Source organism: Streptomyces huasconensis (genome assembly GCF_021028635.1).
GTDB classification, from domain to species: domain Bacteria; phylum Actinomycetota; class Actinomycetes; order Streptomycetales; family Streptomycetaceae; genus Streptomyces; species Streptomyces huasconensis.
Genome location: NZ_CP086119.1, coordinates 5,063,004 through 5,075,344, shown reverse-complemented (window position 1 = coordinate 5,075,344; position 12,341 = coordinate 5,063,004). Strand labels below are relative to the sequence as shown.

At 70.7% G+C, this 12,341-nt stretch carries 11 protein-coding genes and 1 pseudogene; 5 read left to right on the top strand and 7 right to left on the bottom strand.

What is annotated here, in order from left to right; translation table 11 throughout:
• Nucleotides 1–189: 189 nt before the first annotated feature.
• Nucleotides 190–576: a VOC family protein gene (locus tag J2N69_RS23275; protein WP_230902468.1), complete on the top strand. Its 387-nt coding sequence runs from the start codon at nucleotides 190–192 to the stop codon at nucleotides 574–576.
• Here J2N69_RS23275 and J2N69_RS23270 read toward each other — a convergent pair.
• From J2N69_RS23270 to J2N69_RS23250, 5 genes and pseudogenes are all read right to left on the bottom strand, one after another.
• Nucleotides 558–1,378, bottom strand: a pseudogene (locus tag J2N69_RS23270) (alpha/beta fold hydrolase). The gene J2N69_RS23275 and the pseudogene J2N69_RS23270 sit on opposite strands and share 19 nt — an antisense overlap.
• 6 nt (nucleotides 1,379–1,384) lie before the next feature.
• The gene (locus J2N69_RS23265; RefSeq protein WP_230902467.1) at nucleotides 1,385–1,840 is read right to left on the bottom strand and encodes an ASCH domain-containing protein; all 456 of its coding nucleotides are present in this window, start codon (nucleotides 1,838–1,840) and stop codon (nucleotides 1,385–1,387) included.
• 115 nt (nucleotides 1,841–1,955) lie between these two features.
• The gene (locus J2N69_RS23260; protein WP_230902466.1) at nucleotides 1,956–5,294 is read right to left on the bottom strand and encodes a S8 family peptidase; all 3,339 of its coding nucleotides are present in this window, start codon (nucleotides 5,292–5,294) and stop codon (nucleotides 1,956–1,958) included.
• 199 nt (nucleotides 5,295–5,493) lie between these two features.
• Entirely contained in the window at nucleotides 5,494–6,756 is a 1,263-nt protein-coding gene (locus J2N69_RS23255; protein ID WP_230902465.1) for a L,D-transpeptidase, read from the bottom strand.
• Nucleotides 6,757–7,148: 392 nt separating this feature from the next.
• Nucleotides 7,149–7,547, bottom strand: coding sequence for a hypothetical protein (locus tag J2N69_RS23250; RefSeq protein WP_230902464.1), 399 nt, complete (start codon nucleotides 7,545–7,547; stop codon nucleotides 7,149–7,151).
• 128 nt (nucleotides 7,548–7,675) lie between these two features.
• On the opposite strand from J2N69_RS23250, the gene J2N69_RS23245 reads away from it, so the two are divergent.
• Both J2N69_RS23245 and J2N69_RS36535 read left to right on the top strand, forming a co-directional pair.
• Nucleotides 7,676–7,969 carry an LPXTG cell wall anchor domain-containing protein gene (locus J2N69_RS23245; protein ID WP_230904837.1) on the top strand — a complete coding sequence of 98 codons (294 nt, stop codon included), beginning with the start codon at nucleotides 7,676–7,678 and terminating at the stop codon, nucleotides 7,967–7,969.
• Nucleotides 7,966–8,592 (top strand): AAA family ATPase, encoded by a 627-nt coding sequence (locus tag J2N69_RS36535; protein ID WP_330166859.1) that lies wholly within the window; start codon nucleotides 7,966–7,968, stop codon nucleotides 8,590–8,592. Before J2N69_RS23245 ends, J2N69_RS36535 begins: the two co-directional genes overlap by 4 nt.
• A 63-nt stretch (nucleotides 8,593–8,655) precedes the next feature.
• Here the strand turns inward: J2N69_RS36535 and J2N69_RS23235 are convergent, their stop codons facing one another.
• Nucleotides 8,656–9,087: a PPOX class F420-dependent oxidoreductase gene (locus tag J2N69_RS23235; RefSeq protein WP_230902462.1), complete on the bottom strand. Its 432-nt coding sequence runs from the start codon at nucleotides 9,085–9,087 to the stop codon at nucleotides 8,656–8,658.
• Between the two features lie 36 nt (nucleotides 9,088–9,123).
• On the bottom strand, nucleotides 9,124–9,654 hold the full coding sequence (locus tag J2N69_RS23230) for a PadR family transcriptional regulator (protein ID WP_230904836.1): 531 nt from the start codon (nucleotides 9,652–9,654) through the stop codon (nucleotides 9,124–9,126).
• Nucleotides 9,655–9,867: 213 nt separating this feature from the next.
• Between J2N69_RS23230 and J2N69_RS23225 the strand changes: the two genes are divergently transcribed.
• Both J2N69_RS23225 and J2N69_RS23215 read left to right on the top strand, forming a co-directional pair.
• On the top strand, nucleotides 9,868–11,034 hold the full coding sequence (locus tag J2N69_RS23225) for an MFS transporter (RefSeq protein ID WP_230902461.1): 1,167 nt from the start codon (nucleotides 9,868–9,870) through the stop codon (nucleotides 11,032–11,034).
• Nucleotides 11,035–11,908: 874 nt separating this feature from the next.
• Nucleotides 11,909–12,313: an enoyl-CoA hydratase/isomerase family protein gene (locus J2N69_RS23215; RefSeq protein WP_330166858.1), complete on the top strand. Its 405-nt coding sequence runs from the start codon at nucleotides 11,909–11,911 to the stop codon at nucleotides 12,311–12,313.
• The last annotated feature ends 28 nt before the right edge of the window (nucleotides 12,314–12,341 follow it).

Below are 12,341 nucleotides of genomic sequence, written 5' to 3'. Positions count from 1 at the left end.
CCTGGACCGGCCCCGCGTGGCCGGAAAACGCCTCGGTCGCGGGGCCTGGTCCGCAGGACGCGGCGGGACCGGGACCCGTGACCGATCCGGGCGCCGTGTGCCCCGGCCTAGCGTGGCTCCTGTCAGCGCAGGACCACGGGGGTTCGGGAAAGATTCCGGCGAGACTCCGGCAGACAGGGAGGTCACACGATGGCCATCGAGTTGAACCACACGATCGTCGCGGCCACGGACAAGAAGGCGTCGGCGCAGTTCCTCGCCGACATCCTGGGGCTCGAAGTGGGCCCGCAGTACGGCCCCTTCGCCCCCGTGGAGATCCCCAACGGCGTCACCCTCGACTTCTACGACGGCGGTGACGGCCCGATCACCTCGCAGCACTACGCCTTCCTGGTCTCCGAGGACGAGTTCGACGCGATCTTCGGCCGCATCAAGGAGCGGGGACTGACCTACTGGGCCGACCCGTACCACCACCGCGCGGGCGAGATCAACACGCACGACGGCGGCCGGGGCGTCTACTGGGACGACCCCGACGGGCACAAGCTGGAGATCCTCACCCGCCCCTACGGCAGCGGCGCCTGAGGCACGGCGCTCCCGGCCAGGAACGCGAGCACCGCGGGAGTCGCCACGTCCGCGAACTCCTCGAAGTACGCGTGCCGGGCGCCCGGGACGAGGAAGGTCCCGGCGTCCGGGATGCGGGCGGCGAGCAGCGGGGCGTTGGCGGCCGGGTTGAACACGTCGTCCGTGCCGTGCACGACCAGGGTCGGCGCCGTGATGCGGGGCAGCGCCTCCCACGCGTCGTGGCGGGCGCTGGCCCGCAGATGGCGGCGGCGGGCGTGGGCGGGCATGGTCGGATCGCCGAGGGTGTGGAACTCCCGTCCCGGGTGGGCCCGTTCCTGCTCGGCGAGCCAGGCCGGGGTGTACATCAGCTCCAGCAGGGCGCGGCGCGCGGCGTCCGGATCGGCCTGGCTCAGGGCGGCCCGGACCTCGGGGCCGCGCTCGACGCCGTGCGGGGCCCCCGGCGACGTACAGCCGAGGACGAGACGGCCGACGCGGTCGGGATGGTCGGCGGCGAGCCACTGTGCGATGCGGCCGCCCATGGAGGTGCCGTACACGTGGGCGCGGTCGATGCCCGCGTGGTCGAGGACCGCGACGGCGTCACGGGCGAAGCCGGGGGTGCTGTACGTGTCGGTGTCGGGCGGTCGCTCTCGCCGGTGCCGCGGTGGTCGAGTACGACGGTGGTGAAGCGCGCGGCGAAGTCGTCCCGTACGCAGTCCCACCAGTGGTGGTCATTGGACTGCCCGGCGAGCAGCAGCAGCGGTTCACCCGTACCGTGCACCCGGTAGTGGATCGCGGCGCCGTCGGCCGCCTCGGCGAAGGGCACCGCCGGTCACTCCGCCCGCAGGTCGGCGACGAGGCGGAAGCGCTCCAGGACGAGTTCGGTGCCGTCGTCGACGGTGAACGTCTCGTCACCGAGCGCGGCGCGCAGCTCCGCACTGTGCCAGAAGCTCTCGTGCCCCGCGCGCCACGCGGCGACGCTCGTGTATCCCTCGCCCTCGTCCACGGCGTGGGCGAGGTCCACGTCGGCCAGCGGCACGACCCGCACCTCTGTCGTCTCGATGACGGCCACGGGCCGGTCGCCGGAGTCGACGACGACCGAGCGTTCGCCGGGCGCCGGAAGGGGGGCGCCGTCCTGCTCGTACTCCGCGAGGAGGCCCGTCGTCGAGGTCTTGGAGCCGTCCAGGATCGCCGCCACGAGCTGGTCGCGCAGCGGCCCGGGGAAGGCGAACTCCGCCTTGGGGAGCGAGGCGTGGGCGCCCGGGGTGTCGTGGGGTGACGTGGTCATGGGAGCACAGTAATGGCCCCGGACACGGCACGACGCGGCGCCGACGGGTACGGGCGATACGTGATCGGCCGTCCCTTCGGCGCCGCGCCGGGGTCAACGCGCTAGTGAGGCAAGGTCACTTGCCGTAGTACGCGTTGTGGATCGACAGCGTCGACTTGTTCCCCTTCTTGTCCGTGATCTTGGCGTGGAAGGAGATCCCCTTGTCCTTCTCGGGGTTCTTCACCGAGATCTTCCCGTTGACCACCTTGACCTGCTTCCAGGTCTGGCCGTAGTCGTACGAGACGTAGACGTACAGCGACTTGAGGTTCGCGCCGGCCGCCGACCCCTGGACCGTCACCGGCACCGACTGGGTCCTGCCGGCCTCCGCCCTGCTGCGCAGGTCGACCGCCGGGGCGAACCGCGCCGTGGAGACGGGGAGCTTCGCGCTCTCCGCCCTCTTGGAGCGGAACTTGAAGCCCGCGTCGATGCGGGTGCTGGCGGCGGCCACCTTCACGCTGCGCTTCACGGACGTCTTCAGCTCGTACGCGGCATCACCCGACGGCACCTTGAACGACGCCCCGCCGGCCAGCGGGTCCTCGTTCTCGCCGACCTTGGTGCCGTTGCGGTACAGCGTGGTCTTCACCGAGGTGTAGAGCGAGGAGCCCAGGTGGCCCTTGCCGTCGGCGAACAGCGGCAGGTCGCCCACGATGTTGTTGCCCTCGCGGTGGACACCGAAGTCGCTTCCGAGACGCGGTCCGAACACGGCCGTGTTGAAGGTCTTCTCGTAGCTCTGGCCGCCCTTGAAGATCTGCGCGGCGCCGAGCGTGTAACCGGCGTCGACGGTCGGCCGCCCCTGGGTGTCGGTCCCGTGCTGCTCCAGATCGAGGCTCCACTCCGCCTTGTCCACGGCGGACAGGTACAGCGTCCGGGTGGTGGGCAGCGGGCGCGGAATGCCGGCCGAGGAGCCGCTGGAGCTGCCCGGGAGGATACCCATGGCGCTCAGGACGCCCTTCTTGCCCGAGGACGACGCGCCGACGTTCACCTTCACCTTGGCCAGCTCGGCCGCCTTGAAGTGCTTGGTGTACCCGGTCGCGACCTCCTTGACCTTGCCACCGGTGACGATGTCGTACTCGGTGTCGTCACCCTTGGTCCAGTGCCCGCCCCACTGCTGGAACAGCGAGCCGTCGGTGACCTGCGCGCCCTGGTGCTTCGTACGGAAGTTGGCGTACGAATCGAGCTGCCAGCCGAAGGTGAAGCTCATCTGCGGGGTGTCGACCGTGTAGTCCGGAGCCGCGTAGCCCGCCTTGAGGCCGGTTTCCGGCACCGTGATGTCCACCGGCTTCGTCGTCCGCGCGTCCAGCGTCACCGTGGTGTCCTTGGTGACGTTCAGCTTCGGCTGCGCGATCCAGTCGGCGCCCTTGGTGAAGTCCTTCGGGTCGACGTAGATCCCGGCGTTCAGGAGGTAGCCGCCCTTGGGCACCCGGACCGTGACGGTGCCGGACTCGTCGTACGGGTTGAAGGACTGCTGGGCGGCGAGGCCGCTGATGCCTTCCAGGTCACCGTCGTAGTACGTCGCCGGGGCGCCGTCCCGTCCGATGAACTTCAGCGTCACGTCGTACGACTCGACCTCGTTCACCACGGCGGCCGCCGTCCGCACGGTCTGCCCGCCGCCGGTCGCCACCACGTACGCGGAGTACGCGCCGTCCACGGCCGCGCCCCGCTGGGAGTCGGCGGTCAGGTCGACGGAGGCGGTGCCGCCCGCGGGGACGGTCACCTTCTGCGCGCCGAGGGCGAAGAACCCGGCCGGGGCCGGGCGGCCCTTCGGGTCGGTGCCGCTGACCGTCACGTCGAGGGTGACATCGGTCTTGCCGGTGTTGCGGTACGTCACCTTCTTGGTGACCGGCTTGTCGTCGGTGTGCGGCCACTGCTGCGTGCCGAAGTTCACCGAGACCGGCTCGGCGAAGACCGTCTGCTTGATGGCCCTGTCGACGGCGATACGGCCCGAGCCCTGCTGGAACGGCGTGTAGGCGCCGCCCTTCGTGGACGCCGTCAGGGCGCCCTTCAGCTCGGAGTACTTCCAGTCGGGGTGCTGCTGCTTCAGCAGCGCGGCGGCGCCCGCGACGTGCGGGGCGGCCATCGACGTACCGGAGATCGTCAGGTAGCCCGCGGGGCTCTCGCCGACCTGCTGGGCGAGGACACTGTTCGGCGCGGAGGCCGCCGTGATGTCGACGCCGGGCGCCGTCACGTCGGGCTTGATCGCGCCGTCGCCGATCCTCGGCCCCTGGCTGGAGAAGTCCGCCAGCTTGTCGTTGTCGTCGACCGCGCCGACGGTGAGCGCGGAGTCCGCGCTGCCCGGGGAGCCGACGGAGCCGGGCTCGCCGTCGTTGCCCGCCGAGATGGCGAAGAGGATGCCCTTCTCCGCGGAGAGCTTGTCCACCTGCGCCTCAAGGGGGTCGACACCGGGGGTGTCGCCGCCGCCGAGGCTGAGGTTGACGATGTCGGCGCCCTGGCCGGCCGCCCAGTCCATGGCGGCGATGATGCCGGAGTCCTCGCCGTAGCCGGTGTCGTCGAGGACCTTGCCGTTCAGGAGCTTGGCGCCGGGTGCGACGCCCTTGAACTTGCCGCCCGACGTGGCTCCCGTACCGGCCACCGTGGAGGCGACGTGCGTGCCGTGGCCGTAGCGGTCCGCGGCGTCCTCGGCGGGTGTGCCGGGCGTGAAGTTCTTCTCGGCGACGACCTGGCCCTTGAGGTCCGCGTGGCCGGCGGCGACACCGGTGTCCAGGACGGCGATCTTCACGCCCTTGCCGTCGTACCCGGCGGCCCACGCCTTGTCGGCGCCGATCTGCTTGACGCTCTTGTCGAGGCTCGCCTTGCGGACGCCGTCCAGCCACACGTGGCCGATGCCGGACGCCGCGGTGCGGGCGTCGCCCTTGCCGCTGGTGAGCGCGGCCCACAGGTCGGCGGCGTCGCGCTTGGGTGTGGTGACCGCGTCGGCGTTCAGCGACTTCAGGGTCCTGCGGACGGTGGTGTCACCGGCCGAGCGGACCTCCGCCTTGGCGGCGGTCGCGGCTCCCTTGTAGCCGACGATGACCTTCAGGCCCTTCTTCTGGGCCGCGCGGTTGCGCTTGTTGTTCAGCTCGGTGACGTCGAACAGCCGCTGGTCCACCTTGCCGTCGGCTATCAGGCGCACCGCGTCGGCGGGTATCAGCAGCGTGTGGCCGCCCTTGCGCCGCACCTGCACCGGGATGTGCTCCCGCCCCTTGGCCCGGTCGAGCCTGATCACGCGGCCCTTGGCGTCGAGGACGGCCCGGTCGCCGGTGATCAGCGTGACGTGGCCGGCGCCGGCGGTCCTGCCCGTCACCTCGTGCGCGCCGGCCGGCCGCGCCGCCGGGTCCGCGGCTGCCGGGCCGGTCATGCCCGCCGCGAGCGCCACGGCGACGGCCACGGCGACGGTGGCCCCGCCCGCTCTCTTCACTTGTCTGTGCAAGTCTCCCCCTGGAGTTGAAGGGGCTGCCGCCCCTCGGACCCCGAAGTATGCCGAGAGTCGAACATCTGCTCAATAGTGGGGAGAAAACGGGTAGTTGGTGCTGGTGGGTTTTCGCCCGGACATGGCGGTGGCCCGCACCCTCGCCGGGTGCGGGCCACCGCTGTGTCGTACGGCTGTGCGGGGTGGATCAGACGGCGGAGCCGGCCTTCCACTGCGCCCAGTCCATGTTCCAGCCGTTGAGGCCGTTGTCCGGGGCGATGACCTTGTCGCCGGTGTTGCGGACGTCGACGACGTCACCGGTGATGGTGTTGTCGAAGAACCAGGCACCGGGCTTGCTCTTGTCGCCCGCGCCCTTGGCGTCCTCCAGGCCGATGCAGCCGTGGCTGGTGTTGGCGTTGCCGAAGATCGACGGCGAGCCCCAGTAGTTGCCGTGGATGAAGGTGCCCGAGGAGGACAGCCGCATGGCGTGCGGCACGTCCTTGATGTCGTACTCGCCCTTGCCGTCGTTGTCCTTGAAGCCGACGGTCGCGCCGTCCATGCGGGTCTCCTTGAACATCTCGGAGATCACCATCTTGCCGTTGTACGTCTTGTTCTCGGGCGAGCCCGCGGAGATCGGGATGGTCTTGATGACCTTGCCGTCGCGCGTGACCTTCATCGTCTTGGTCTTGGCGTCGACGATGGAGACCTGGTTACGGCCGATCTTGAACTGGACGGTCTTCTGCTGGACGCCGTAGACCCCGTCGGCACCCTCGACGCCGTCGAGGTTCATCTTCAGCGTGACCGTGGAGTTGCCCTTCCAGTACTCCTCGGGGCGGAAGTCCAGACGGTTGTTGCCGAACCAGTGGCCAACGACTTCCTGGCCGCTGGTGGACGACACCTTGATCGCGGACTGGACGTCCTTCTTGTTCGTGATGCCCTTGTCGAAGTTGATCGACACGGGCATGCCGACGCCGACCGTGGAGCCGTTCTCGGGCGTGAAGTTCCCGATGAAGCTGTTGGCCTTCGAGACGGTCGTGAACGTCGAGTTCTCGTGGGCCTTGCGGCCCTCGGAGTCCTCGGCGGTGGCCGAGATCTTGTACTTCGTGGCGCGTTCGAGCTGGGTGCCGGGCTTCCAGCTCTTCTTGTCGGGCGATATCTGCCCGGCCACGGCCTGCCCGTCCGCCGTCTTCATCGTCACGGCGGTGAGCGTGCCGTCCTTGACCGTGACCTTCGCCGCGCTGTTGATGCTGGCGTTGTCGGAGCCGTTCTCCGGGGCGATCGCGATCTGCGCGACGGAGGTCTTCTTCGCCGCCGCCTCGTCGACCTGGTGCTGCGACTCCTTGCCACCGGAGGCCTTGTCGCCGTCGTCGCCATTGCACGCCGAGAGCACGAGCACGCCGCCGACGAGCGCGGACACGGCCGCCAGGCCCTTGCGTCCACGTCCCGGCTTGCGACGCCTACTGTCCGTCATCACACGCATCTCCATAGTTGCCGAATCCCCGAACCAGCCTGACCGGCGCCGATCGTCCCTCGTCATCCCGCATAACGTCCTGCCCGGTTCGTCCCGTTCCAGTGCCACGCGGAGTGTGGGGAACACCACGTCCGCGGTGCTGGCGCCGGTCGCCGCCACCACTGTGCGGCATGGGACCGCCGCGGGGAAAACCGATCACCGCGCGGAGAGGAGACGACGGGACCCCGGACAGCGGTTGCTGTCCGGGGTCCCCGATTCCGGATTCCCTAATCCGGATCATGAATCCGAGTCGCGAACTCTCGTCACGAGCCCGAGCCGCGGACCCGAGTCACGAACCCAACTCGCGGACCCGAGCCGTGGGCCCGAGTCACGAACCCCGGTCGCGCCGCCGGCTACGCGAGCCTGTCGTCGCGGCCGTACATCGCCTCGTGGCCGTACTCCGCGTCGTGCTCGTCGTCCCCGTCGCTCTCGCCGTCGTCGTCATCATCCTCGTCCGGGTCCCAGTCCGGCGCGTCGGGGTCGTAGTCGATCACCTCGCTGCTCCACGAGGCCTGGGTGAGGTCGATCCCGGGCACCTCGCTGACCAGGTCAAACGGGTCCACCAAATAGGCGAGTGCCTCCGCGCCGTCCTCCTTGACGGCGGCCTCGGCGTGCGCGCGCTCCCCGGCGGGCATCCGCTCGTCCTCCGCGACGCGGGCCAGCGCGGCGCCGGTCAGCTGTTCGGCGTCCTCGACCTCCACCACCATTTCAACCCGCAGTCGCACAAACCGTGATGTCTCGTCTCCAGTCATACGAGGGAGCGTAAGGCCCGCTCCCCCCGCGACTTTCCCGCGACCCGCGCCTTTCACTACCATCGCCCCACACGGCCAATTCGCCAGCGCCACAAGGGGTATCCGATTCCGTGTCCGCACGTCGTTCCATGCTGACCGCCACCGCCGCCGGAGCCCTCCTCGGGGCCCTGTGGTTCGTCCCCTCCGCGAACGCGACCTCCACCGGTTCGCACGACACCCTCCGGGACGACCGGCCCACGACCTCGGCCTCGGCCCCCCACCATGAGACGACCGCGTCCTCCGGCCGCCTCGCCGACACCGGCAGCTTCGACACGACCCCCTATGTCGTCGGCGGCACGGCGTTCCTCGGTCTCGGAGCGGGCTTCGTCGCCTACTCCGTACGCAGAGAGCGCACGGGCCAGGCGCGCGGCGCGGCCTTCTGAGCGGGGCCCGCGCGCGTACGGCGCCCTGGGACGTCCTGCTGGTCGGCGGCGCGTCCGGGGTCGGCAAGAGCCGGGCCGCCGCTCAACTGGCCGAGGAGGCGAAGGCGTTCGTCGTCGGGTTCGACGACGTCGTCGCGGCGGTCCGGGCGGTCACCACGGCGCGGGGTCATCCGGGGCTCCACCACTTCGACGGCGATGTCTCGCGGCTCGCCCCCGCGCGGGTCCTGGAGCTCCAGATCGCCACGGCGCGGGCCCTGGACCCCGCGCTCCTCGGCGTCGTGCGCAACCGCCTGACCGTCGACGTGCCCGCCGTCGTCGAAGGCGACTACCTCACCCCGGCCGCCGCGGCGATCGCCGTACACGAGGGCGCCGCGGCGGGCCGCGTGGTGCGGGCCGTCTTCCTGCACGAGGGCGATCCCGGGCAGATCGCCGCCAACTACGCCTGCCGGGAGCCGGACGAGGGGGATCAGACGGAGCGCGCGGGGATCAGCGCCGCGTACTCCCGCCGGCTCGCCGGGCAGGCGGCCTCGCACGGGCTGCCGGTGGTCGAGGCACGCCCTTGGTCCACGCTGACGGCCCGCGTCCGGCAGGCTCTGGGCCAGGGCCGTACGGACGCGGCCTAGGCCGGCGGCCCTGTCACCGGCTCCACCGCCGCGTACTTCCCGCCGGCTCGCCGCGGGGTGCTGTCACTCGGCGATGGCTCGGGAAGCGATGACCCGGTCCACGACGGCGCGCACCAGGTACTCGCCGTCCACGGAGTTGCGCGCGCCATAGGCATCGGCCTGCTCGACTCCCATGTAACGCCTGCCGATCCGCCTCGCCCACCTGCGCAGTTCATGCGGGTCGTCGGTGAACTCGGCGGTGCATTCCAGCATGACGTAGCTGTAGGGCGGTTCCTGGTCGTCTACGCACACGGAGAACTGGGGGTTCCGCCGCAGCGCCTTGTACTTGAGTGACTGGTGCCAGGTGGTGAACACGATCCTGGGGTGGGGCTCACCGGTTTCGTCGAGGAGGAACCACACCGGTGTCACGTGTGGCCGCCCGTTCGCGCGCGTGGTGGCCAGTTTGCCGGTGCGGGTGCCGGTCAGGGTGAAGGTGCGCCATTCGGTCTCGCTCATGGGCCGCATGCTCTCTGTCCTCCTGTCGGGGTCGGCTCAGGTACGGGGAGGGAGTTGGCCGAGCGTTTCCTCCAGCCAGGCCAGTTCCTCCTGGGAGGTGGCGCGGGCGATGCGCAGGACCCCGCGGCGGAAGGGGTCGTCGACGTCGTTCGCGCTCAGGGGGCGGTCTCCTTCGTAGAAGAAGCTGCTGGGTTCGCGCAGGAAGTCGAGACGGCGTCGCAGCACGTCCGCCTGGGCGGCCGGGTCGGGCAGGTGCCGGAGGAAGGTCAGCAGCGTGAACCAGCGGTTCTCGTCGGTGATGAACGGCTCCGCGGGCTTGCGCAGGTGGTCCAGGAAGGCGGCCCTGCCCTCGTCGGTGAGGCTGAGCATGTGCCGTGGGGCGGCGGCGGCCCCGGGCTGCGACTCCCGGGTCAGCACCCCGGCGACCTCCATGCGCTTGATCGCCGGGTAGAGCGTGCCGTGGCTGATGGTTTTGACATGCCCGGTCAACCGGGCGATGCGCACGCGCAGTTCGTAACCGTGCAGTGGCTCTTCGTAGAGGAATCCCAGGACAGCGAGGTCCAACATGCTTGACATGGACAGACAGCATAGTGCTAGATTCCGGCATAGGTCGATACGACACATGGCGTTTCGACTTACTGATTCACGGAGCCCGACATCCCGCGTGCGGACCGTCCGCGACACGGGCAAGGAGGAACAGCTGTGCCTGCCTCATCTCTGTCGACCGATACCGAGATGCCCCCGTCCGGCGGGTTACCCGATGCCCCGGCAACATTTCCCGTGGCAGCCCTGGCGGCGCTGTCGCTGTCGGTGTTCGCCCTGTGCTCGGCCGAGTTCGCTCTGATCGGTCTCTTGCTCAATGTCTCCAGCGACCTACATGTCTCGGTGGCGTCCACCGGGCAGCTGCTCAGCGCCTACGCCCTGGCGGTGGCCGTAGGAGGCCCGGTGGTGACGGTGCTGACGGCCCGTGTCGCGCCCAAGCACCTGGCCCTGGCCCTGCTGCTCGTCTTCGTCGTCGCGAACGTGCTGGGGGCACTGGCCCCCACCTTCGGCACCCTCATGGCCGCGCGCACTCTGGGCGCCCTGACGCACAGCACCTTCGCGGCCGTGTGCATCCTGATCGCCGTACGTCTCTCCCCTCCCGGGCGCCAGGCCTCAGCCATCGCCTGGGTGGCGGGCGGACTCGGACTGGCGACCGTGCTGGGCGGCCCGATCGGCACCGCGATCGGTGAACAGTGGGGCTGGCGTGCCACGTTCTGGTCCGTGGCCGGCGCGGCCGTGCTGGGCTTCGTCGCGCTCGCCCGCCTGATCCCCAGGAACCTGGGGCGTGGCGAGAGCGAGTCCATGCGCGACGAGCTGGGCGTTCTGCGGCGGCCACAGGTGCTGTGCGCCCTCGCCGTCACCGCCGTCGCCCAAGGCGGCTGGTTCCTGCTGTACAGCTACATCTCACCGCTGCTCCAGCACGTGACCGGTTTCGGGCCGACGGCGGCGACCGTGCTCCTGTTCGTCTTCGGAGCCGGCGGCTTCATCGGCAACGCGCTCGCCGGGAAACTCGCGGACCGCTCCCTGCGCGGCACACTGTCCACCATGCTGCTGGTACTCGCCGGCGCGCTCACACTTCTCGGATTCACCGCAGAATCGAAAATGATCGTGCCGGCGGCCGTCTTCCTGATCGGTCTCGCCTCGGGCGCGCTCGTCCCGCCCCTGCAAGCCTGGGTGCTCGGAGCGGCAGGGGGCGGTTCCGCGCTGGCCCTGGCCGCCAACACCTCGGCGTTCAACCTCGGCAACGCCCTCGGCTCCTGGTCCGGCTCCCGGTTCCTGGACGCCGGCACGGATGTCACCGTACTCGCCTGGATCGGGGCCGGGGTCGTCCTGGTGGCCCTTGCCGGAACCGTGCTGGCCCTGCGCACCCGGCCCCGTAAGACCGAGACCGCGCAAGCCACCTGACCGGCCACACCTGGCGGCGGTCACGCGCGGCCACCGGGCTCGCGCGGGCCGCAGGCCACCGAACTCTCCGGGCTCGCGCCAGCCGCAGGACTACCGAACTCTTCGGGCTCGCGGCGCGGGGCGAGTGCAGCGGTAACAGGCGGCAGCCGCGTGAACGCCTCCCCGATCGCAGGCCCTCGGCGGCACAGATGCCCCCTGCCACACGAGCACTCCTGTGCGAGTGATCATCGGCGAGGACCGACGCCCGCCGCTCAGACGGCCGAGGCGGGAGGAACACGTCGGTGGCTCACCGCCGAGACACCTCTCCGCTCGGCTGCGCCTGCCCCATCCCTCTGCGACGGCACCGATCAGGTCGCGCACACGGCCGGGCGAACAGGGCGAGCCCAGGGAACGGTCGGGCGAGCGCCTCGACGTCACCGGCGGACAGACGCGCCCCTCTGCCCTCCACTCTCCGTGCCCGCACGCGGGAGCAGCGGGAGCGAGTGCCGGGCCGAACCAGCGGTCGCCGGTGCCGTGTACGAAGTGCGGCCGCAACAACAGTCCCCCGCGAGCGAGCACGGCCTCCTCCCCGGCCGACCGTGTCGCGCTCGCGGGGGACGCCGGGCAGGGCACAGGCTCGTTCTCGTGGATGCCGGGGTGCGGGCCGGGACCCCGTGGAGGTGCTCACGGCGGACTTGGTCCCTCGCCGCCGCGGCCACAGCCGCCGTACCCCTGAGGTGCAACGGCCCCGCACCGGTCCGGAGCGGCACCGACGCGGGACACGCATGGACGACCGCGTCGACCCCTTGGCGGCTCTCGCGGGACCTGAGGGCTCCTCCAGGTCCGGAGTGGCCGGCGGCACCGGATTCCACAGCAGCGCGGGATGTGGTGACCGCTGCCGGACAGCCGCCCTCCGCTCAACATCCTGGACCGCGGCACCCAGCGCCAGCGGCACGAGGCCGCCACGGCGGCTGCCCTGGAACCGGCGGTACGCACCGTCGTTCTCCACGGTGGCAGCCACGCCTTCTCCGCCGGGGCGGACATCCGCGAGATGGCTGCCATGTCCCATGCCGAGATGGAGCACCACGCCCCGCTGCTCCAAGCGGCCTTCAACGCGGTGGCCGACATCCCCAAACCGGTGATCGCCGCTGTCAACGGCCCGGCGCTCTGCGCGGACTACCGCATCTGCGGCAGAGGCGCACGGATGGGGCTCCCCGAGGAGCTGCTCGGCATCATGCCCGGCGCCGGAGGAACACAGCGGCTTCGCGGCTCATCGGCCCGGCCCGCGCCAAGGAACTGATGATGACCGGGCGCGCGCTGTCCGGTGC